The following is a 22,070-nucleotide window of genomic DNA, read 5'->3' as shown; positions in this document are numbered from 1 at the left end:
GAGACGGGACGATGCCTATTGAAATATTGATGCCAGCCCTTTCCCCGACGATGGAAGAAGGCACCTTGGCCAAATGGCTGGTCAAAGAAGGTGACGAAGTCCAGTCGGGCGACGTTATCGCGGAAATCGAAACCGACAAGGCCACGATGGAATTCGAAGCCGTCGACGAAGGCATCATGGGGCCATTGGTCGTGCCGGAAGGAACCGAAGGCGTTCAGGTGAACACCGTGATTGCCCTTATGCTGGAAGAAGGCGAAGACGCATCGGATGTATCGGCACCTGCCGCCGCGACACCAGCTGCACCTGCGGCGCCCGCCGAAGCATCCCCAGCATCAGCTGCCCCTCAGGCGGTTCCGTCTTCTCAGGCAGCAGACGGCAGCCGCGTCTTTGCTTCGCCTTTGGCACGGCGCATTGCCGCCGACGCGCAGATTGATCTGTCCGCGGTTGCCGGTACGGGCCCCCGTGGCCGCATCGTCAAAAAAGACGTCGAAGCCGCAATCGCCGGAGGCACGGCCCAGGCTGCCGCCTCTGCCCCAGCTGCTGCGGCAGTTTCCGCGTCGCCAGCCGCCGCGCCAGCGCATGCTGTTATGGCCCAAAGTGCCGATGCTGCTTCGGTCGCACGGATGTACGAAGGGCGCGACTATGAAGAGATTCCACTGGACGGCATGCGCAAAACCATCGCGGCGCGCCTGACCGAAGCCAAACAGACCATTCCTCACTTCTATTTGCGTCGGGACATCCGTCTTGATGCCCTGCTGAAGTTCCGCGCGGACCTGAACTCTCAACTTGAGAGCCGAGGCGTCAAACTGTCAGTGAACGACTTTATCATCAAGGCCTGCGCTCTTGCGTTGCAAGCCGCGCCTGATGCAAACGCTGTGTGGGCCGGCGACAGAATGTTAAAGCTGAAACCCTCGGATGTGGCCGTTGCGGTCGCGATCGAAGGCGGATTGTTCACACCGGTTCTGAAAGATGCCGAGACAAAGACCCTGTCCACCTTGTCTGCCGAGATGAAAGATCTGGCCACACGGGCGCGGGATCGCAAGCTAGCGCCGCATGAATATCAAGGGGGCAGTTTTGCAATCTCGAACCTTGGCATGTTTGGCATCGACAATTTCGATGCGGTGATCAACCCGCCCCATGGGGCGATCCTTGCCGTGGGGGCCGGTGTGAAAAAACCGGTGGTCGGCAAGGACGGCACGCTCGAGGCCGCGACGATAATGTCTGTTACCCTGTCAGTGGATCATCGGGTGATTGATGGCGCGTTGGGAGCCGAGCTTTTGAAACACATCGTCGATTATCTGGAAAACCCGATGTCTATGCTTGTCTAAAATAAACAAAGCGCCGCAATTACTTGCGGCGCTTTTTACATGTGAATTGACTGTCTCATCGTGACAGCAATTGATCCATTTCGACGGATGGCTGATCACAACCTGCTTCGCCAACGATTTTAGCGGGAACGCCCGCGACCGTGGAACAGGGCGGTACTTCTTGTAGTACGACCGAACCCGCAGCAATGCGGCTACAATGGCCCACTTTGATATTGCCGAGAACCTTTGCCCCTGCGCCAATCAGGACACCATCACCAATCTTGGGGTGACGGTCTTCTTCTTCCTTACCGGTGCCGCCCAAGGTAACGGAATGCAGCATGGATACATTGTCGCCGACAACAGCCGTTTCACCAATCACGATGGAATGGGCATGGTCGATCATGATCCCGCGGCCGATCTTTGCGCCGGGATGGATATCAATTCCGAAAATCTCGGAGGTGCGCATCTGGATGAAATAGGCCAAATCCTTGCGGCCCTGACGCCACAGCCAATTTCCGATACGATACGCCTGAATTGCCTGAAACCCTTTGAAGTACAGGATTGGCTGCAACAAACGGTGGCACGCCGGATCGCGATCCAGAACAGCCATCAGATCTGCACGGGCACTTTCGGCCAGTGACGGATCGGACGAAAAGGCCTCATCCGCGATTTCGCGCAAGATAACCATCGACATCTCGTTCGAAGACAGCTTGGCCGCGAACCGATAGCTAAGCGCCCGTTCCACAGATTTATGGTGCAATACACAAGCATGAACCAAGCCCCCCATCAAAGGGTCCTGTCGTACAGCATCCTCTGCCTCAGAGGTTATACGTTGCCAGACCGGGTCGATCTCGGTGATTTTTGCGCGCGTCTCAGCCATGGGTTTCCATCCTTTGCTGACATTAGGATACTCTACATAATGCAAATCACGCAAATTCAAAGAGGTGAAGAAAAGGATCACGGTCATGAATGAAATCGAACGGACACATTTTCGTGTGCTCATTCTCGACAAACTCGCCTCTTTGGAAGAGGAGAACCGACTGGGTCTTGAAGGGCAATCCGTGGTGACTTTGGACCAGCAAGCCGTTGGCCGGCTTAGCAGAATGGACGCCCTGCAATCCCAGGCAATGGCCAAAGCCCAACAAACGCGCCGCGATCTGCAACTCAAAGGGTTGCACAAGGCCCTGCAACGTTTGGCTGATGGTGACTTTGGCTATTGCGACGACTGCGGTGAAGACATTGCGCGAAAGCGGCTCGTCTTTGATCCTTCCGTCACACGGTGCATCAATTGCGCGCGCGGTTGATCTGACGGTCAGATCGCCAAGTCACCAATTCACTCAGAACCAGTTCGACACATGTGCAATACTCGCTGTTGGCAAATCCGGGTTCCGGTCGCATCTGGTGGCGGTGCGCCAAGGCCATCAGCGATCCGTCCCCCCACAAGGAATGCGCGCGCCCAAACCGTTTGAAGAACCGGTGCGCGGCATGGGATTGCTCTATCATGCGGCGACACATCTGCGGGCGCAGGGGGGCGGCACAGGTCAACAAAACCCGTGCCACAGATACAACATCGCCGTGCATGACACGCCGCATGGCTCACACGCCCAATGTGAGGCGCGCCCACGCCCCCGGCCCATAACGGGCCGAGTTCTGCGCCACTTCGATAGCAACCGCACCACTGGCCGTGTCTGCCATCAATTGCGACGCTGAATAGGACCAAAGGGGCGCAACAACCGTTTCTTGCCGCAAGAGCGTGTTTCCCTGAACCACACGCACCTCGTAAGATTCGGCTTCTTCGTTTAGCGGCACTTCGGCCAGATCCCAGCTGTCACCATCAAGGCGCGTGCGCCTGATCCATGACACGTCATACCCGCCTGTCCCGTCACTCTGCGCCCCAAGGTGGCACGGCGCATAGGGTCGAAGACCATTGCCCGCAAATGCTTGCACAACATGCTCATAGCTTGGATCGTCATAGCTGCGTTGTGATGGTCCAATCCGGAAATGCCGCGCAATATTGCGCTGAGACGCGGCAAACTCGATCTGATCAACCCCTTCCGTCAACAGGACAAACCATGATCCGGGCGGCCAGACATCAGGCATTAGAGCATCTGTACCTCCCTGCCCGCGAAGGCGTTTTCCAAGATGCCAAGTATTGGTATCCACCAGATCGGCCGTCTCAAATTGAAAGACCTCCCAACCATCCGGAGTGCCATCTCCAATCGCGGCGAGATTTGCCCCCGCAAGCACGGCCTCTTCAGACACGCTTTCAAGCCCGCCGGAAACAAGTTGAACCTGCAAGGGACCTGAGGTGTCCCAAACACCTGAACTGGCTCGGAAAAGCGGCGTCTGTGTCATCCCGACCGTGGCGCGCGTATTGATCAGCTTGTTTAGGCTGTAATTGGAATCTCTGGCAGCATCATACACCCCGACACTTCCCGGCCACGGTTGGGCCGTCACCGCAAGGTAAGGCGCATGAGGCACCTCATCCCCTGTCAGCAATGGCAGATCCAGAAACAACGGCTGAACCGGAACAGGCGCGGTAAACGGTTTGAGGACAACCGCCTCATCAGCGAGATCGGAGGGCTCATAAACCGACGGATCCATGCGAACCGCTTCGATGATCTGAAACGGTCCTTGCTCGACTCGATCCACACGATACATCTTGCGGGCGCCTTTGGGATCGGATTGCAGGGTGACGACATCCCCTGCGCCAATGCTCATCTGCGACAGTGGCAGACAAAACCGAACCGTGTCTTGGGCCACGCGCGCCTCGATCAGCCACCGCTCGGCGACCTGTCGTCCTTCTGCGCGGGTCATAACAAGAGGCATCTCGCTTCTTGCCAGGCTGATCGCATCACTGTCTGGCAGGACCGCTTGTTCTGTTACAGCCTCAAAATCGGCGTCTGCCTGAACGAAACTCAACTGGACCCGCCCTGAAACCTCGGCTTCGGCCTCTCGGGTCAATTCAAGCGTGCCATTTAGTTCCGAAGTGTCCGCAAGGGTTTCAACTTCGAGATCATAGGCCTGCGCTGCGTTTCGCATCTGGAACAGCAGGGTTCCATTTCTTTCGATCGCGTCAAAACCATAGCGCAGCATCAAAGGCTGAAGCGCCGAACGCGCATCACCTGCATCGGTCACGACGTAGCCCTGAACAACACCATACAGGCCACTAACGTCGAAATGAAACAGCCCTGCCCGCTCGCAGATTTCACGCACGACGGATGCCAGCGGTCTCGAGGTCGAGCGCCCGTTTAGCCAGTGCCCGCGCGCATAGTTGCCACCATCGCTCCACATGGTCCCGAGATTGGGAAAAAACGGATAAGGCCGCGCATCCCACGCCCACACATGCGCCCGTGACATATCGACCATCGGACTTTGGTATTCGTCTGAAACAGGATTGTTGTTCGGATCTTCCCAAAAACTCAGCATCGCAAGCAGGTATTGCTGCTGGATAAAATCATCCCGGCGTCCATCCGAATAATGCGGCAACGAAGATTCCGAGGATTTGGGATCGATGAACTTGTTCGGCTGGTTGGTGCCCTTGTTGATGGCTGCACACCCCAGTTCGGTGAACCAGATCGGTTTGGATTGTGGCACCCACGCGGTGGCCTCTTCCTGTCTGAGACCGGCCACCCTGTTGTGGTGGTCATTGCGCCACCAACCCTCCAAATCCTTGTACCGATAGACCCAAGGCTCGCCGTAAGCGCCATCCGTGATCGGGGTCCGGATTTGTGCCTCTCGCGCCTCTTGAGAGTGGTAATACCAGTCATAGCCTTCGCCACCGGCGACATTGGCGCGCAGATAGTCCGGATTATAGATACTCGACCAGTGTTGATCTTCATGCCCGTCGGTATCGCGCCAATCTGACAGCGGCATATAATTGTCGATGCCCACAAAATCGATGTCATCATGCGCCCAAAGCGGGTCGAGGTGAAACAACACGTCGCCGGTGCCGTCTTGGGGGTGATACCCAAAATACTCGCTCCAGTCGGCGGCATATCCGATTTTTGTATCGGGCCCAAGAATTTGGCGCACGTCTGCCGCAAGCTGGCACAGGGCCGCCACTGCGGGAAACCCGTTTTGCGGGCCGCGAATTTGCGTCAGGCTGCGCATCTCTGATCCGATACAGAAAGACGCAACTCCTCCCGCGGCCTTACAAAGTGCTGCATAGTGCAGGATAAACCGGCGATAGCGCCACTCTTGAGGACCGGAATAGGTCACGGTGTTTTCCGAGATGGCAAAATCCGACACTTGCGCAGACCCGAAAAATGCGTCGACTTCCATGTCTGCCAATGCACTTTGATCGGCACTGCCTGTCTGGCCCGGTGCCTTGTCCAGCGTGATCCGGCCACGCCACGGCAAAACCGCTTGCGTATCGGCATCACTCCAGGGATCCGGCAACGCGTTGTCTTGCATCTGTTCCATCAAGATAAACGGATAGAACATCACATCTTTGCCCGCGTCGTTCATCTTTTGAATCGCTTCGACAACCGACATGTCACAGGGTGTTCCGCCATAGACCGGCCGGTCATCCGCGCGCGGAACTTCTGACGCCTGGCCACGACCCAGCCCAGAAACAGACCAAGGCATTTTACGGCCATCAAAGGCCACACGTTCGACCTTTGGCTGAATGTCACAGCTTTGACAGCGCAGATCATTGCCGAACCAGCTCACCACCAGTGAAATAGAGGAACAGTTGGGAAGTTCGTTTTCCAACGCTTTGAAAGAGCTTGAAAAATCGGTCAGTCCCGCAGGTGTGTTTTCATTCGCGGATTGGGATGAGGCCACGCCCGTCCCGTATTGGACCGACGTGGTGCCCAAAGCATATTCGCCGGTTCCCGGTATCAACGCAACACCGCGCACGGCGTGTGTCGGCTCCCATTCGGCATCCACCTGAGACACCGGCGACGGGCGACAAACCTCAAACGAAAACTGTGGCACGCGATTGCCAAACTGCGCCAGCGACAGGTCTTCGATCACCACATAGGCCGTGCCCCGATACCCCGGCACCTTTCCCTGCCCCTCAACCGCTTCAATCAACGAGTCTGGCAGTTGATCCTCGGTGCCCTTGTAAACGCGCATATTCAGGTCTTCCGGTGAGATCTCCTGACCGTCTGCCCAAATACGCCCGACGTGTGAAACAACACCTTTGCAAAGCGCAAGCGCCAGTGAAACAGAATAGCTGTATTCTGCCACCTCGGGTTGCGACGACATGCCTTTGCCCGACCCGCCAGAGCGTTTGACCGTTTCCTTGAAACGGGTTGCCCAGATAACATGGCCCGGCACCCGCATGCGCCCGTAAACCTGCGGGATCGAACTGCCTTCGGCGGCGCCCGAAATCCGAAACCTGTCAACCTTGCCGCTTTCCACGACCGAGCCACCCTGCCCCAGAATACGCTGGTCGATTGCGCGCCCCAATGTTGCACCCGCAACCCGCCCCAAAGCGACAGAAGACAGTCCTGCAAAGGCCCCGCCAAGAGAGCCTCCGATGGCCGCACCTGCGGCAGATAACAACATCGTTGCCATATTACTTTACCTCCAAAGGAAACTTGAACCGCGCCACGATCCGGCGACGCCACGCCGTGCTGAGCGGACTTTCTGTGACCGCATGTCCGGAATAGGCGTGGATGAAACTGGCGTTTGCCCCTATGTCTGCCGCGATCCCAAGGTGTTTCGCGACGGCCCGATCACGCATACGAAACAACAAGACCTGTCCAGCCAGCTCTTCTTGAAGCGGGGATGGGATCAGCCACCGGCGCGCCGCCCGCCAAAGGCGTTCATCCCCCTGAGGTTCGGACCAATCCATGCTATAAGCCGGAACATGCTCGGGTTCGTGGCCGAGCAATTCGCTCCAGATACCGCGGATCAGCCCCAAACAATCGCAGCCCGCCCCTATACAGGCCGCCTGATGAACATAAGGTGTGCCAATCCAGCGCCGCGCCAGCGTCACGACCTCGTTCATTCTCTCAAGCTCCCGCCATCGTTAATGGCACTGCTTGACGGATAGGTGGTGAACCAGTCATCACCGGGAATGTCCGGAAATCCGCGAAACCCGACCGCGTTGTTGAACTTGAGGCGGCTGGTTTCGAAACGATGATCGGACCCCGCATCCAGCCGAACCCGCACACCGGACCCAATCGGGGCTCGGATCGGCTCCCACAACTCGATGATGCGACGTGCCCCATCGAACACGTCCCGTTTTATGGCTCCGGCCAATCCAATCGCCTCCCCCGACAAAACCGTCAGGCGACCGCGCTGAAACCAACCGGCATCGTATTCTGTCATGTTCTCCCATTTGAACTCGCGGTTGTCCTCGATCACCTCGATGTCTCGAATGTCGAAATAACCCGCAGCGTCGCTTAGCCCCTGACAGCAACTGCTATTATCGTCTGCGGAACAAGTTTTCTGGAAAACACGCCCCAGAGGTTGATTGAGAACCTCTGTCAGACCGCGCAATTCGGCATGGAAGGCCCCGCCGGAACGGCGCAACTCGCCAATGGATCCGCGAAACAAAATACTGCGCTGGGCCACATCCGCCCAGTTAACAAGCCAGCAGATCACCTCGGCCCCGTCAAAACGTCCGGCCTCGATATCGCTCTCGGTCAGACTTGCATCACTCAAAGCCCCAAGCGCCTCGGTGTTGTCGACCGACAGCCCCGTTGTCTGCTCCAGTGAAGCGGCCGTGACACCGGTGTCGGCGCGAAACGTGATATCGTCAAATACCAGATCACAATCATGATCGGTAAATCCAAACGCCTGACCATCCGTGCGACGAATGCCCCAGCACCGCGCCACGGTTGTCAGACCCGTTTTGAGATGTTGCAAAAGATCATCATGAAACGTCATCACACGCGGACCTCCACAACTGGGACGTTGGGCACATCGCCAGCCTGAAAACTGGCGACACTGGTCTGGATCATGTCGGTGTCAAATCGCACCGGCACATCGAACTCAAACCCGGCTGTAATTTCGAGATCCCGTGTCGGCGGCTCTTCAAACGTCAAAAGACCCGTGCTCGTATCCACGACAAAATGTTCCGCTTCTTGCAGCACATCCCCCGCAACACCCACGCGCACGGTTCCTTCAACAGGTTTGAAAACCGGTCTTTGATAGGTTTGCGCGCCGGACTTATAGGTTTTGAGCAGTTGGAATTCGGTTTGAACCCCGTCTGCAACGGCAATCACCTGATCCCGGTAATCCACGTCTCCGCTGGCTTTGCTCGACTTGAAATCCGACCAGTCCTTCCACCGAAAGGCAAACAACTGACCGCGGCGGGCTTCGAAAAAGGCGATCAGCGTTTCGATGTCATCCAGCGACCGAACCCCGATCCCTGCATCATAGCGCCGACGCGAATGTGCCCATGGTGTGTTTCGTTCCTCAAAACCGTTGGCCAGCGTCACAACATCCGTGCGCCGCTCTGGTCCCCCGATGGACCCAAAACTCAGATTTGCCGGAAACCGGACCTCATGAAATCCCATCTGCCTTATCCCCTCTTACCGATTGCGTTGACCGCGCCCAAGAACACGCCCCATCTGTGCCGCCATTTGTCCCTGGCTGCGTCGAAAACTGTCTGCATCAGGGGTTTGGATATTCATCACCACATTGACCGGCGCCGCGCCGCCTGCGGCCCGCACACCCAACTTGCCATCTGCGCCCCGTGTCAGAGGCATGATCGCTTCTGGCCCAGCTTCCCCCATAAGACCCATGCCGCCGCGCATCGGAAAACTCACAGGTCCCGACACAACGCCGCCATTGGCAAAGGGCATCACCCGCCCTTGCGAAAAGCTGCCGCCGTTTTGAAATGGCAGAATGCCCTGCATCAACGTCCCGATGCCGCTGGCAATGGTGCCGCTAATTTGATCGGTGACCGGCTTCATCGCTGCGTTATAGGCGGTGTTCATCATCGACCGCGCCATGTCACTCAGCGCATCCGACAACTTGGCACCGTCGAAAACCACATCATCAAACGCCCGACGAAGCCCTTTGCTCAGACCGCGCTCCAGTGTTTTCACATCCTTGCCCGTGTCTGACAAAGCCTGCCGCATGCTGCGCAATTCCGTATCGAAACTGGCGGCAACGGTTGCCGTTTGACCAAGAGATATCTCAAGCGCATCAACCTGCGCCTCGAAATCCGCTAAAACGTCAGTGTCGCTCATCTTCGGATCCTTTTTGTTTATCGGGATAGGCTTCAAGCAGAGCCTCGAGCCCGGTCCGGTTCAGCGTTCGGGACACACCGCTTTCACCCAGCATGATCCGTAGCTCAAATGGGGTCAGCGCCCAGAACTCTTCCGGTTTCAGTCGCAGCCCCTGAAGCCCGACACGCAAAAGTTCTGGCCAGTTGAACATCGTCACACGGCCCCCTCCGGCGTTGCAAACGCCCGAGCGAGCAGTTGCGCCGAAACTTTGGCGGCGTGGATAGGACCGCCGGCGATCTCTGCGGCCAGCAAGGTGGACGCATCCCCCTGCCAGCCGCCCCCGCGAAGACCCGCCACAATCAACGCAAGCACATCTCGCGTTGAAAAGGCGCCGCCCTCGAACCGCTCAACCAGATCGACAAGAGATCTGCTTCCCAGATCGCCCTCAAGTTCCGCCAAAGCCCCAAGCGTGAGTTTCAGCACGTGACGCTGCCCATCAATCACAAGCGCCACTTCGCCAGCAAAAGGGTTCGCCATCGTCACAGCGCCACAAATGTCAGCGCCCCGGCAGAGGCCAATGACAGCTCATACGTTGCCTCGCCGTTATGGCTTCCGGCATATTCGATCGACGTCACCTGAAACGGACCTTCGATTGTGCCAAAATCGGGAATGATCACCTGAAAGTCTGGCATCTCGCCGTCAAAAAAGATCTGACGAGTGCGCTCATCGGTGTTTTCATCCTTGAAAATACCCGATCCGGAAATTGCGGCGGCTTTGACACCTGCCCCTGCCAGCAGTTCGCGCCAACCTCCCTGGCTCTCCAGACTGGTGACATCCACGCTTTCCGCGTTAAAGCTGATCCGCGTTGCACGCAGTCCTGCCACGGTTTCAAATTGACCGTCGCCGGTCAGGTCCACTTTGATCAAAAGATCCTTGCCGTTTTGGGCACCCATAGCTTCTTCTCCGATTGATTAATTGTCTTCCACACGCGCGCGGAATTTGAGATCGATACGACGTGTGTTGGCGCTGCCTTCCCGACGTGCCGTGGCACGATCAAATTTCAGAAAGACAAGACGACCTCGGCTCAACGACAAATCCGCCTCTTGCAAAATGTCACTGATGCGTCCCGCGATTGATTTCGCCCCGGCGAAACCTACCTCTGAGGACAGCACCGAAAACGTGAGCAGATGTTCTGCACCGCTTTGGGACATGTCCGACCGGTCGCGCACGGTCTCGGCCCCTAACATCACATATGTTGCGGGTACGTCCCCTTGCGGAACAGCGTCGTAAATCGCTCCGTTCAAAGATGCGGAAAGCTCTACATCCGATTGTAAATGCTGAAAGATTGCCGATTGAAGGGCTTCAGAAAGTGCATAGCTCATTGTACGACCTCTTCGGTTGCAAAACAGGTCAGGTATCGTCCCTTGGGATCACGGTCCGACACGGCATTGATGACAAACGCGCGGTGTCCTTCGCGAAACCGCATCCCTGCGACGGGGCGCGACGGCGCACCAACGGGGGCGGCGCGCACAATGACCCGATATCCCGTCGACGACAGCGACAGCTCGCCACCATCCCGCGTGCGTCCCGTTCGGGCGCGCATATCAGCCCACAGTGTGCCCAACGTGATCCAGGTTTCCTCGAACCCGCCAGCCCCGTCAGACACACGTTGCGCGCCCTCCAGTTCCAACTTTCGCGACAGATGCACATCCTTCATCTGCCTGCCCCCAATCGCACCGGACGATACCGCGCAATCAAAGAGGTCACACCAAAGGGCATGCATCCTCCGCTCAACGCTGTTTCATCGCGGTATTCGTAATAATGCGCCGCCAACAACAGCACCGCCTGCTGCAAATCTGCCGGAAGGTCGGACCACTCGGGACCATAGCCCGCCAGAAACCCGACCACGACACGACCGTCATTCGGAATTGTGGGCAAGGCGTTTCCAACCGGGCGCAGTTCGGGCGATTGCAGGTCCGGAAACAGGCGATACGCACTTGACGCGACAACGACCTGCTCTCCAAGACGATCCTCAAGAGAGACCGATTCAATCGCATTCACCGGCGCCGTGGGCAAAGGCTGCGCACAAGAATTGCGCCATGCCACAAGCGTCCAGGAAAAGGACCGTTCCAACAACACCTTACCTGTGCGGGCCTCGATGGCGGCCATCGCCGCCCGCAAAAAGCTTTCAAGAACACTGTCCTGAAGGCTTTCATCTGAAAACCCGCTGCCTAACCGCAAATGGGCCTTGAATTCTTCAACCGGAAGGGCCGCCGACGGCACCGAGGTTTCTTCGACTAACATCATGGAATTACTCCGAATATTTCGGCTGCTCCGAAGGGTTGGACGCGTGTCCCATACGTCGCTCGAACGGAGGGGATTGCCAGACAACGCAAAAGCGAACACGCGCCCGTCAATCAGGGCGACACAGGCCGCCCTGACCTTTCCCGGCCACTTAAACGACCGAGAACTTCAAAACTTTGATGGCTGCAAAATCGCTGACATCGCCCCCGATGCGCTTGGTCGCATAAAACAGAACATGCGGTTTGGCCGAGAACGGATCGCGCAACACGCGCAGATCGGGGCGTTCGGCAACGGTATACCCCGAAGCAAAATCACCAAAGGCAATGGCATTGGCGCCGGACGCAATGTCGGGCATGTCTTCGGCAATCAGCACCGGATACCCCAGAAGACGTGCCGGTTCACCAGCCGCCAGCCCGTCAGACCACAGGAAACGCCCGTCATTGTCCTTGAGCTTGCGCACGGCGCCTGCCGTCTTGGAATTCATGACAAAGCTTGCATTGGCGCGGTATTCGGCACCAAGCGCATAAACCAGATCAATCAATGCATCGCCGCCGGCAAACGCCCCGTCTACGCCGGTTGCCACATATCCGATCTGCCCCCAGGACCACGATGCATCCGCAACATCCGGATGGGTCAGAAATCCGGTAGGTTTATCAATGCCGTCCCCCGTCACAAAGGCCGCGGCTTCGGCGCGTGCGAACTTGTCGGCAATGCGCCCTGCCAACCAGCCTTCAATGTCGAACGCACTGTCATCCAACAGACGCTGCGACGCCTTGGGCAGCGCCGAAAGCTCATGCAGCGGAATTGTGATCCGTTCGATGGTCGGCGTTCCGGTTTCCGAACTGGCGCTGGTTTCATCTGCCCAGCCTGCGCCAACGTCGGTTGAGTCAATCAGCACATCGTATGACGTCGCCTCTACGTTCACCACATTGGCAATGGCGCGGATTGATGCCGTAGTGTTCAACACCGACTTCACCGTGTCGCTGGTCTGCGGATCCACAAGGTATCCACCGTCGCTATTGACTGCCGTCGACATCGACTTGGCATCAAATTCAAGACCTCGCAGGCCATCATCTTCGCCCGAGCGCAGATAGGCATTAAACGCCTTCTTGTGGGGGGCTTCGAAATCCGTTTCCACAGCCAGTGCGGGACGTGCAAAAGTTTGCGATTTACGATCAAGCATGGTCAGTCGTTCTTCCTGTTTGTGAAGTCGTTGGTGAATGTCATCTTTGAAGTCTTTGAAGTCGCTCATGAAACCCGTCACAGCAGACTTCACCTCGGAAACCGGAGACACACCTTCTCCGGTCCGAGACTTGGTCTCGGTCTTACCCATCGGTTCTTCCTCGATTTGGTTAATGCAAACGCCTCAGGGGCGTTTCATCTCCTGACGGGCGCCCTCAAAGGCCGCCGCCAATTCGCGCAACACATCCACCGCAAGGGTTTCTCCCTTGGCGGACACCCGCGCACTGGGCAACATCGGAAACGTCACCAGTGACACTTCCCAAAGCTCCAGTTCCTGCAAGAGCCTACAGCCCTTTTCATCTTTGCTCGCGCGCAGGGTGCGGTATCCAATCGACAATCCGTCAATCGCACCTGCACCCACCAGGGCAGCAGCCTCGCGCCCTTTCTCGATCTCGGTCAAAAGCCGTCCCTTGACCCAAAGACCGTGCTGATCTTCGCGCACCTCGTCCCAAACCCCGATGGGCTGTGCCGGATCATGCTGCCACAGCATCTTAACAGCGCGCCCCGACGCAATCAGGCGCTGCAACGAGGCCGCATAAGCCCCCTTCTGAACGATATCGCCGCCTTGATCCTTGGCATCAAACAGGCTCGCATATCCTTCGATGACATGGCCGTCCTGCACCTGCAGCTCGTCCCCGAACTGCGCGAACTTGTGTTCAAGATTGCTTTTCTCTGTCATCTCTCACCCTTTCCATCATCCTGCCCGCTAGGGGGTCGCCGTCAGCAGCGATTGAAACGCCTGCGCGAGGATCACGCCCACCACGCCATACACCGTCAACCAAAGCCGCTTCTCCAGCCGCTCAATCAGCTCTTCAATCTTGTCCAGACGCCGGTTCAGCCCGTCGAACTGTAATTTCGCGACCCGTTCATGTGCTTCCAATCGCAAGGCGGGTGCACAATCAAAGGCTTCGAACCCGTATTTTTGCTCAGCCATCCGATGTCCCATCCGCCTCGGCCGGCAGCCCCAAAAGACGGCGCTTTTCCGCTTTGCTCAGGAAATCCGCGCCCTGAACCCGCGACCACTGGGCATCGCGTTCCGCAGCAAGCGCCGGAACCTGATCCAGATCGGGTTTCAAAACCAGTGTTTCCCCCGTGAACCGCGACAGCCACGTGCCCACCGTTGCCGCAACGCGCGTCGCAAGGGGCAATACCGTCAGCCGATAAAAGGCCCGATTGGCTTCCTGATAATTGGCATAGGTCGCATCCCCCTGGATACCCAACAACATCGGCGGCACCCCAAAGGCCAAAGCGATCTCGCGCGCGGCAGATTCCTTTGTTTTCTGGAACTCCATGTCAGACGGAGAGAACCCCATCGGTTTCCAGTCGAGTCCCCCTTCCAGCAACATCGGCCGCCCGGCGTTGCGCGCCCCCTGATGGTGGCTTTCCATTTCAGACACCAACCGGTCATACTGATCCGTGCTCAGGCTGCCTGACCCATCCATTCCTTTGTAAACAATCGCCCCAGACGGGCGGGCCGCGTTGTCCAGCAGCGCCTTCGACCACCGCGATGCCGCATTATGAACGTCCACCGCCATGGCCGCCGCCTGCAACGGGGAAAACCCGTAGTGGTCATCCTGAGGGTGGAAATTGCGCACGTGGCAAATCGTGTTGCTTTGCGTGGCATCAAACCGGTGCGCCCTGGCCCCGACCTTGTATTCATAGGCCACAGGCCAACCATCCGTGCCCGGAACAACATTCATCCGGTCCGATCGCAACACGTGCAACTCAAGCGGCACGGCGTCGTCGTCCCCCACGGCCTCGAGATATCCGTCACCTGACAACAACAGCTGTCCGAACAGGGTTTCAAACAGTTCGGCCCGCCCCTGCGCCAGATTGGGCGACGTCAACAGCCCCAGCAACGGATGCTCTTCAAACCGCGTCTGACCATCCTGCAAAACCAAAGGCAAAGCCGCCGCACTTTCCGCGATCAATTTCACCGACCGGTACCCCACCGGATTACCGCTGAACCCTGTGCGGGTCAGAGACACCGTATCACGCGGGCTCCAGGCCACGCGACCGGCACTGTGATAGGCGACCACTGGTCCGGTTGCGCTGGCTTTGTGTTCCGGAGCCTCAGTTGTCTGCCTGCGTAGAAAGTCGAATACCATATGTGTCGCTCCTGCTTTTGCCCTGTCCGTTGCGGGCTCTAACGCCTTGGACAAGATCAGTTTTCCCACAACTTTGTTAATTTGGTCCGTGACCACCGTACGGTGCAGATTTCAAAGGCTGCGCATTTTCGGACGGCGCCATTTGGCCGACGGTTCGATAATCAGCTCATGCAAGGCCCAGACCAACGCATCGACACGGTCAGGGCTGTTTTTGCCCCAATAACCGTCCATCGCCATCTGGCTCATCTGATCCTCAAGCGTGTCAAAGGCACCCACATGGTGCACTTTTCCCTGCTCATAGAGGGCCGCCACAGGTTCGGCGCGCGCGACCTTGCCGCGGGACGCCCTTACAGCCTTGTAGGGGACCAACGGGTCCACCTGCCGGATCACTTCGGCGACAAGGTCACCACCCTGATTGACCTCCGCCACAAGCTTGTCCGCGCCCCAGGTTTCCATGGCTGCTATCGCAACACGCGCCCAATTTGCAGGGCTCGCCGCGCGTAACGACACATCATCCAGAACATAGGCCCGCCAATCCTGCACCGGCCCGTTCATCACCACACCCGCAACAATGATGCCGCAATCATCGGATCCTGCATGCCCTGTGACGGGCGGGTCGACTGCAACCACAATCCGATCCATGTCAGGGGCTTTCTTGACGCGGGACTTCTCCAGCCCAGCCAGTGTCCACAATGCGCCTTCAACCTCATCCAGCAGGACGCCATCCAACTCTTGCCGGCCCAACCGCGTGCCCGCATATCGCGCCCGCACTTCCTCAAGGAAACTATCGGCCAGAAAGGCTTTGTTCACCTCTGTTGCGGCATGTGTGACAACCGTTGACTCCTGCTCCAACAGGTCCTTCAGAACGCCGACATTGCGCGGTGTGGTTGTCACACAGACCTGTGGATGCGATCCCAACCGCAGCCCGAATTGCAACATATCCCAGGTCTCTTGCGCCTTCTTCCATTTGGCCAGCTCATCAACCCACGCGGCATCAAACTGTGGTCCACGCAGGCTCTCGGGTTCATGTGCCGAAAACACCTGCGCAATGGCCCCGTTGGGCCAAACAAGCCGTTTGCGCGTGGCTTCCCAAACCGGCGTACGGTCCGGCGGCGAACAGGCCAAAATGCCGCTATCGCCAAAGACCATGACTTCGCGCACTTGCTCAATGGTTTCCCCGATCAACGCAACCCGTCTGGCGCGCCCGTGATCCATGGGGCCTGCACCTTCAACCATACTGCGCACCCATTCCGCACCAGCCCGTGTTTTCCCGGCACCCCGCCCGCCAAGAATGACCCAGGACTTCCAATGCCCCTCTGGCGGCAACTGATGATCAAAGGCCCAGAATTCGAACAAATACGGGAGAGCCAGAAGCTCTCCCTCATTGAGTTCATTCAGAAACCCGTCCCTCACTGCTTGCGGCGCGCAAGCTAGCCAGACGGCGCCCGATCGAAGTTCGGGCTTCGTCGAGGTCAAGTTTGTAGGTGTGGACGATCCCGTCCATTTCCTTTCGACGTTTTTCAAAAATCTTCTCCGTATCAATGGCCGAACGCAGGGTATGCCGCAATTCGGTCAGCGCCTTGCCCAGCTCTCCCGGTGCCAGGGTGTCTTCCTGTTTCATGCGCATTCTGGCGCCATCCAGAATAAATCTCAGGTCAGACAGCAGATGACGCAGTTGCTCGATCTCTCCATCCAGCGGCGCCTCGCCTGTTGGCGGTTTGAATGTGTCCATGTATGCTCGTTGCCTCTCATGCGTGGTGTTCCCCTCCGCACAAGTGGACGTGACCCACCGTCCACGCCCATCCAGCACAGATCACTCTAGTGCCAACAGGCTGACGTGGTCTTAGGGCACCGTGACGGTGCCGCGTTTGCAAACGAAAAAGGCGCGGAAAGGTTTCCCCTTCCGCGCCTTTTCTAATTTGACTTTCAACAGCTTACTGGTTTTGTTCCTTACGCTGCTTTTCGATCTCGCGCCATTTCACAACGTTCCGATTGTGCTCGGCCAGCGTCGCCGCAAAGGCGTGCCCCCCCGTCCCGTCAGCCACAAAGAAGATATACTCTGTCTGATCAGGATTGGCGGCCGCTTCAAGGCTCGCACGGCCCGGATTGGCAATCGGTGTCGGCGGCAAACCAAAGATCACATAGGTGTTCCATGGTGTCTCACGACGCAATTCGCTCTGGCGCAAACCACGGCCAAGCACACCCTGCCCCTTGGTGACACCATAAATCACGGTCGGGTCCGTTTGCAGTTTCATACCACGGTTCAAGCGGTTTTCAAAAACACTTGCCACTTGGCGACGCTCTTCTGGAACACCAGTCTCTTTTTCGATGATCGACGCCAGAATCAACAACTCTTCCGGCGATTTCAATGGCGTGTCTTCTGACCGGCTTTCCCACGCTGCGGCGACCAGAATCGACTGCGCTTCTTGCATCCGCGTGATCACCGACGCCCGCGTATCGCCCTTGCGCACTTCATAGCTGTCAGGCGCAAGAGCACCCTCGGCAGGCACCTCGACCTCACCTTCCAGCAGATCAATTTTGTTCAACGCATCAACAACCTGCCAGCTGGTCACACCTTCCGCGACAGAAATCCGATACCGCGTATCGGCCGCGTCCCGCTTTTCAACAAACACGGGCGGCACTTCATCCTCAACCGGATTGAACGCCGCGATTTCGACAAAACGGTTTTGCGCCGGATCAAGCTCGCGCACCTGAACGCCCTGACGGGTTACGCCAATGCGATATACGATCTCTGTTCCACAGGTGCTTGCCCCGCCACGCGTCACGATGTCTGCGATATCCTCCATCGAGGCCGCCGCAGGCACCAAAAAGCTTCCCGCCTTCAGCTTGTCAGCCTTTTCGTCATAGTCGACGCCGATACGGAAGATCAGACCATTCGAAATTGCATCTTGTTTCTCAAGGTCTTGCGACACGGCTCTCATGTTAGAGCCGCGCTCGACCTGCAAACAGATCGCGCCGTCCAAGGGCCCCTCAGCGTAGTATTCGTTCTTGCCCCAGAGGATCAGCCCCCCAAAGAGAAACACAACCACGATCAGCAGCGTTATCGCGTTCGAGGCGATATGGCGCGCCATCAGTCAGCCTTTCCGAAGATCACCGATGCGTTGGTGCCCCCAAATCCGAACGAGTTTGACAGCGCAACATTGATCTCGCGCTCAACTTTCTTGTTCGGGGCCAGATCAACCGCCGTATCAACAGCAGGGTTGTCCAGATTGATTGTGGGTGGTGCAACCTGATCGCGCAGGGCCAGAACCGAGAAAATCGCCTCAATCGCGCCAGCCGCGCCCAACAGGTGGCCGGTCATCGATTTGGTCGACGACATGGTCACTGTACCTGCATCCTCGCCCATCATGCGCTCAACCGCGCCCAATTCGATCACGTCTGCCATGGTCGAGGTGCCGTGTGCGTTGATATAGTCGACGTCTTTCGGCTCGAGGCCCGCGTTCTTCAAGGCAGCGCGCATGGACCGCTCACCGCCCTCGCCATCGTCCGCCGGGGCCGTGATGTGGTATGCATCACCCGACAGACCATAGCCGAGAACTTCTGCATAGATTTTCGCACCGCGCGCTTTGGCGTGCTCATATTCTTCCAGAACCACAATCCCTGCGCCCTCGCCCATGACGAACCCGTCACGATCGGCGTCATAAGGGCGGCTGGCAGATGCCGGATCTTCCGTGCGGCTGGTCGACAACGCTTTACAAGCGTTGAAACCGGCAATACCGATCTCGCAAATCGCTGCTTCTGCACCACCGGCAACCATCACGTCGGCGTCACCATGCATAATCAGTCGCGACGCATCACCAATGGCGTGTGCGCCGGTTGAACAGGCGGTCACAACCGAGTGGTTCGGGCCCTTAAAGCCGTATTTGATGCTGACCTGACCCGAGATCAGGTTGATCAGTGCACCGGGAATAAAGAAAGGCGACACACGACGCGGGCCTTTATCAGCCATCAACAGTGTTGTCTGCTCAATCGATTGCAGGCCACCAATGCCGGATCCGATCATAACGCCGGTGCGTTCACGATCTTCCTTGTCTTCGGGCATCCAGCCAGAATCCTGTACCGCTTGCGTTGCCGCAGCGACGCCATACAGAATGAAATCATCGACCTTGCGACGCTCTTTCGGGGCCATCCAGTCGTCAGGGTTAAAGGTCCCGTCCGATCCATCACCATAAGGTACTTCGCAGGCATATTTTGTTGCGACCCGTTCCGCATTGAAGCGGGTGATCGGACCTGCGCCCGATTTGCCATCCAAAATACGCGACCAGCTCTCTTCAACACCACATGCCAGTGGGGTTACCAGTCCAAGTCCTGTGACTACGACACGACGCATATAGCTGCCCTTTCCTCAAAAGCGCTTCGCGACAAAGTTGACTAACAACCCGCGCACGAAACGCCCATAACATCTATTGGTTCCAAGCAGTCTACGGCAAACTTTTGTACCAAGTTTTTCGCAAACCGCCTTTGTTCTTGCACGCTATTACCGTGCCTTGCCCCTGATGGGCAAGTCTAACCCGCTTTATCCGCGGGCTTCTGCCATGTTTACCGGAAACATTCCGCAGGATGCATATCCGATTTCGGCAGATTTTCTCTCATGTCCGGGTCGCTCAACGCACCGCACACCATCGAAAAAAGAAAAACCCCCGCCGGATGGCAGGGGTTTTCCGATGCCCTGCAAAGGGCGTCTAACTTAGGAAGCTTCAGTGATGAATTTCACTGCGTCGCCAAAAGTCTGAATTGTTTCTGCCGCGTCGTCCGGAATTTCGATGCCGAACTCTTCTTCGAAAGCCATAACCAGTTCCACGGTGTCAAGGCTGTCTGCGCCCAGATCATCGATGAACGAAGCGTTTTCAGTTACTTTATCTTCTTCAACACCCAGGTGCTCTACAACGATCTTTTTCACGCGGTCTGCGACGTCGCTCATGTCAATTCCTCATTCGTCATGGGCGCTCTGGCCCTGTGATCTCCCACCCCGGAAAGCCCCCAAGTGACTTCAGTAGCGGGTTCTGTTGTGCCCCAAGGGGCGGCTCTTAAGTCCGGTAAACCGGTATCTCCAAGAGAACCAGCATGGGACCCTTGGTAAATCTCCGCCGCCTATAGCACATGTTCATGCAGAGGCAAACGCTTTCAGCATGTGTGCGTCGACGGCGAAAAAACAACCCCAACCTGAAAAATATCAGATCGGGGAAATCTTACAGCATGGCCATGCCACCATTCACGTGCAATGTCGATCCGGTAACGTAACCGGCCTCGTTGCTGGCAAGGTACAAGACAGCCGCCGCAATTTCTTCGGGCGCGCCCATGCGGGCCGCTGGGATCTGAACGTTGATCTTGTCTTTTTGTTCATCAGTCAGCTTGTCAGTCATCGCTGTCGCGATAAATCCGGGGGCAACGGCATTGGCGGTAATGCCACGGCTTGCCACCTCGTAAGCGATTGATTTTGTGAGACCAACCATCCCCGCCTTAGAGGCCGCATAGTTGGCCTGGCCGGGGTTGCCTGTGGCACCAACGATGGATGAAATGTTGATGATCCGTCCCCAACGGGCTTTCATCATCGGACGCATCACACCGCGACACAGGCGCATCGTTGATGTCAGGTTTACGTCCAGAACGCTTTGCCACTCTTCATCCGACATGCGCATGAAAATCTGGTCGCGCGTGATACCGGCGTTGTTCACCAGAATATCGAGACGACCCATGGCTTCGATGGCTTGTTTGGGCAAGGCATCAACCGCTTCAGAATCGCTTAGGTTACAAGGCAGAACATGCGCGCGCTCGCCCAGTTCCGCTGCCAGCGCCTCAAGAGGTTCAACGCGTGTGCCGGACAGGCCAACCGTTGCGCCCGCGGCATGCAACGTTTTGGCGATTTCGCCACCAATGCCACCAGATGCGCCAGTGACCAGAGCGGTCTTTCCAGTAAGATCAAACATTTATAATTCCTTACTCTTCCTATTCGACCAGCAATGCCTAATGGCGGTTTACGGGCCAGAAACTTTGTCGTTTCGAGTTATGCCAGGCTTTCAGCGGCGGCTTTCACATCATCGGGCGTTCCGACCGCTTTGCAGCCAATCGAACGATCGATACGGCGGATCATGCCCGAAAGCGCCTTGCCCGCACCGATTTCCCAAATCTCTGTCACGCCGTTTTCGCTCATCCAGCTTACCGACTCGCGCCAGCGTACCGACCCTGTCACCTGATCCACCAACAAAGACCGGATCGTTGCCGGATCTTTCACCGGCTCGGCAATCACGTTCGCAACGACAGGCACCGATGGTTCGTTCAGATCAACACCCGCCAGCGCAACGGCCATTGCCTCGGCAGCGGGGCCCATCAATGCACAGTGGAAAGGCGCGCTCACAGGCAACAACACCGCGCGTTTCGCGCCTTGCTCCTTGGCAAGCAGCACAGCGCGCTCAACAGCGCCCTTGTGACCAGAGACAACAACCTGTCCCGGATCGTTGTCGTTTGCGGCCTGACAGATATCACCCTCTGCGGCGGCGGCGGCAACATCACGCGCCGTCTCGAAGTTCAATCCAAGCAAGGCCGCCATCGCGCCAACACCAACCGGCACAGCCGCTTGCATGGCTTCTCCGCGTGTCCGCAGCAAACGTGCTGTGTCGGAAATGCTCAGGGCGCCAGCAGCAGCCAAAGCCGAATACTCACCCAGCGAGTGGCCCGCCACGTAAGACGCCGCTTCGATGGTGACACCCTCGGATTCCAAAGCCTTCATTGCCGCCAATGAGGTCGCCATCAGGGCGGGTTGCGCGTTCTGCGTCAATGTCAGCGCGTCAATCTCGCCTTCCCAGATCAAAGAGCTCAGTTTTTCCCCCAGCGCGTCATCCACTTCGTCAAAAACGGCTTTGGCAGCAGGATAGGCATCTGCGAGTGCTTTGCCCATTCCGATGGTTTGGGCACCCTGCCCTGGAAATACGAATGCTCGGCTCATTTGATCCTCG

General features: G+C 57.4%; 26 protein-coding genes. 2 read left to right on the top strand and 24 right to left on the bottom strand.

Going from position 1 to position 22,070, the window contains the following annotated elements; translation table 11 throughout:
* The first annotated feature begins 11 nt into the window (after positions 1-11).
* The gene (locus PH7735_RS08360; protein ID WP_058310794.1) at positions 12-1,328 is read left to right on the top strand and encodes a pyruvate dehydrogenase complex dihydrolipoamide acetyltransferase; all 1,317 of its coding nucleotides are present in this window, start codon (positions 12-14) and stop codon (positions 1,326-1,328) included.
* Between the two features lie 55 nt (positions 1,329-1,383).
* On the opposite strand, the gene cysE is transcribed toward PH7735_RS08360, so the two are convergent.
* Entirely contained in the window at positions 1,384-2,187 is an 804-nt protein-coding gene (cysE, locus tag PH7735_RS08355) for a serine O-acetyltransferase (protein WP_058311208.1), read from the bottom strand.
* 85 nt (positions 2,188-2,272) lie between these two features.
* Between cysE and PH7735_RS08350 the strand changes: the two genes are divergently transcribed.
* On the top strand, positions 2,273-2,611 hold the full coding sequence (locus tag PH7735_RS08350; protein ID WP_058310793.1) for a TraR/DksA family transcriptional regulator: 339 nt from the start codon (positions 2,273-2,275) through the stop codon (positions 2,609-2,611).
* Here the strand turns inward: PH7735_RS08350 and PH7735_RS08345 are convergent.
* The 23 genes from PH7735_RS08345 to fabD all read right to left on the bottom strand — a co-directional run bounded on the left by PH7735_RS08345 (position 2,592) and on the right by fabD (position 22,060).
* Positions 2,592-2,900, bottom strand: coding sequence for a DUF7742 family protein (locus PH7735_RS08345; protein ID WP_058310792.1), 309 nt, complete (start codon positions 2,898-2,900; stop codon positions 2,592-2,594). The genes PH7735_RS08350 and PH7735_RS08345 overlap by 20 nt on opposite strands.
* Before the next feature lie 3 nt (positions 2,901-2,903).
* On the bottom strand, positions 2,904-6,833 hold the full coding sequence (locus PH7735_RS08340; protein WP_058310791.1) for a baseplate multidomain protein megatron: 3,930 nt from the start codon (positions 6,831-6,833) through the stop codon (positions 2,904-2,906).
* Between the two features lies 1 nt (position 6,834).
* Positions 6,835-7,269: a C40 family peptidase gene (locus PH7735_RS08335; RefSeq protein WP_058310790.1), complete on the bottom strand. Its 435-nt coding sequence runs from the start codon at positions 7,267-7,269 to the stop codon at positions 6,835-6,837.
* Positions 7,266-8,153 (bottom strand): phage/gene transfer agent baseplate hub protein, encoded by an 888-nt coding sequence (locus PH7735_RS08330; protein ID WP_058310789.1) that lies wholly within the window; start codon positions 8,151-8,153, stop codon positions 7,266-7,268. The genes PH7735_RS08335 and PH7735_RS08330 overlap by 4 nt, the downstream gene beginning before the upstream one ends.
* Positions 8,153-8,785: a DUF2460 domain-containing protein gene (locus PH7735_RS08325; RefSeq protein WP_058310788.1), complete on the bottom strand. Its 633-nt coding sequence runs from the start codon at positions 8,783-8,785 to the stop codon at positions 8,153-8,155. Before PH7735_RS08325 ends, PH7735_RS08330 begins: the two co-directional genes overlap by 1 nt.
* Positions 8,786-8,800: 15 nt before the next feature.
* Positions 8,801-9,463: an RcGTA-type gene transfer agent tail tape measure protein gene (locus PH7735_RS08320; RefSeq protein ID WP_058310787.1), complete on the bottom strand. Its 663-nt coding sequence runs from the start codon at positions 9,461-9,463 to the stop codon at positions 8,801-8,803.
* The gene (locus PH7735_RS08315) at positions 9,450-9,653 is read right to left on the bottom strand and encodes a rcc01693 family protein (RefSeq protein WP_058310786.1); all 204 of its coding nucleotides are present in this window, start codon (positions 9,651-9,653) and stop codon (positions 9,450-9,452) included. The genes PH7735_RS08320 and PH7735_RS08315 overlap by 14 nt, the downstream gene beginning before the upstream one ends.
* A gap of 2 nt (positions 9,654-9,655) precedes the next feature.
* The gene (locus PH7735_RS08310) at positions 9,656-9,979 is read right to left on the bottom strand and encodes a gene transfer agent family protein (RefSeq protein ID WP_058310785.1); all 324 of its coding nucleotides are present in this window, start codon (positions 9,977-9,979) and stop codon (positions 9,656-9,658) included.
* A gap of 2 nt (positions 9,980-9,981) precedes the next feature.
* Positions 9,982-10,395, bottom strand: coding sequence for a phage major tail protein, TP901-1 family (locus PH7735_RS08305; RefSeq protein ID WP_058310784.1), 414 nt, complete (start codon positions 10,393-10,395; stop codon positions 9,982-9,984).
* Positions 10,396-10,413: 18 nt separating this feature from the next.
* Positions 10,414-10,824: a DUF3168 domain-containing protein gene (locus PH7735_RS08300; protein WP_058310783.1), complete on the bottom strand. Its 411-nt coding sequence runs from the start codon at positions 10,822-10,824 to the stop codon at positions 10,414-10,416.
* Complete coding sequence (locus PH7735_RS08295) at positions 10,821-11,159, bottom strand: head-tail adaptor protein (protein ID WP_058310782.1); 339 nt, start codon at positions 11,157-11,159, stop codon at positions 10,821-10,823. Before PH7735_RS08295 ends, PH7735_RS08300 begins: the two co-directional genes overlap by 4 nt.
* On the bottom strand, positions 11,156-11,749 hold the full coding sequence (locus PH7735_RS08290) for a head-tail connector protein (RefSeq protein WP_058310781.1): 594 nt from the start codon (positions 11,747-11,749) through the stop codon (positions 11,156-11,158). Before PH7735_RS08290 ends, PH7735_RS08295 begins: the two co-directional genes overlap by 4 nt.
* A 148-nt stretch (positions 11,750-11,897) precedes the next feature.
* Entirely contained in the window at positions 11,898-13,079 is a 1,182-nt protein-coding gene (locus PH7735_RS08285; protein ID WP_058310780.1) for a phage major capsid protein, read from the bottom strand.
* Positions 13,080-13,112: 33 nt separating this feature from the next.
* The gene (locus PH7735_RS08280; RefSeq protein ID WP_058310779.1) at positions 13,113-13,667 is read right to left on the bottom strand and encodes an HK97 family phage prohead protease; all 555 of its coding nucleotides are present in this window, start codon (positions 13,665-13,667) and stop codon (positions 13,113-13,115) included.
* 27 nt (positions 13,668-13,694) lie between these two features.
* The gene (locus PH7735_RS08275; protein ID WP_058311207.1) at positions 13,695-13,922 is read right to left on the bottom strand and encodes a GTA head formation protein, RCAP_rcc01685 family; all 228 of its coding nucleotides are present in this window, start codon (positions 13,920-13,922) and stop codon (positions 13,695-13,697) included.
* Positions 13,915-15,096, bottom strand: coding sequence for a phage portal protein (locus PH7735_RS08270; RefSeq protein WP_058310778.1), 1,182 nt, complete (start codon positions 15,094-15,096; stop codon positions 13,915-13,917). Before PH7735_RS08270 ends, PH7735_RS08275 begins: the two co-directional genes overlap by 8 nt.
* Before the next feature lie 111 nt (positions 15,097-15,207).
* On the bottom strand, positions 15,208-16,572 hold the full coding sequence (locus PH7735_RS08265; protein ID WP_082645159.1) for a DNA-packaging protein: 1,365 nt from the start codon (positions 16,570-16,572) through the stop codon (positions 15,208-15,210).
* On the bottom strand, positions 16,487-16,828 hold the full coding sequence (locus tag PH7735_RS08260; protein ID WP_058310777.1) for a hypothetical protein: 342 nt from the start codon (positions 16,826-16,828) through the stop codon (positions 16,487-16,489). Before PH7735_RS08260 ends, PH7735_RS08265 begins: the two co-directional genes overlap by 86 nt.
* Before the next feature lie 202 nt (positions 16,829-17,030).
* Positions 17,031-18,188: an endolytic transglycosylase MltG gene (gene mltG / locus PH7735_RS08255; protein WP_058310776.1), complete on the bottom strand. Its 1,158-nt coding sequence runs from the start codon at positions 18,186-18,188 to the stop codon at positions 17,031-17,033.
* Positions 18,188-19,447 (bottom strand): beta-ketoacyl-ACP synthase II, encoded by a 1,260-nt coding sequence (gene fabF / locus PH7735_RS08250; protein ID WP_058310775.1) that lies wholly within the window; start codon positions 19,445-19,447, stop codon positions 18,188-18,190. The genes mltG and fabF overlap by 1 nt, the downstream gene beginning before the upstream one ends.
* A 357-nt stretch (positions 19,448-19,804) precedes the next feature.
* The gene (locus PH7735_RS08245; protein WP_028091986.1) at positions 19,805-20,038 is read right to left on the bottom strand and encodes an acyl carrier protein; all 234 of its coding nucleotides are present in this window, start codon (positions 20,036-20,038) and stop codon (positions 19,805-19,807) included.
* A gap of 268 nt (positions 20,039-20,306) precedes the next feature.
* Positions 20,307-21,044, bottom strand: a complete 738-nt coding sequence (gene fabG, locus PH7735_RS08240; protein ID WP_058310774.1) for a 3-oxoacyl-[acyl-carrier-protein] reductase — start codon at positions 21,042-21,044, stop codon at positions 20,307-20,309.
* Between the two features lie 77 nt (positions 21,045-21,121).
* Entirely contained in the window at positions 21,122-22,060 is a 939-nt protein-coding gene (fabD, locus tag PH7735_RS08235; RefSeq protein ID WP_058311205.1) for an ACP S-malonyltransferase, read from the bottom strand.
* Positions 22,061-22,070: the final 10 nt, after the last annotated feature.

Origin of the sequence: Shimia thalassica (genome assembly GCF_001458215.1) — a bacterium.
In the GTDB taxonomy this organism is placed as follows: domain Bacteria; phylum Pseudomonadota; class Alphaproteobacteria; order Rhodobacterales; family Rhodobacteraceae; genus Shimia; species Shimia thalassica.
This window is presented reverse-complemented; position numbering and strand designations above follow the sequence as displayed.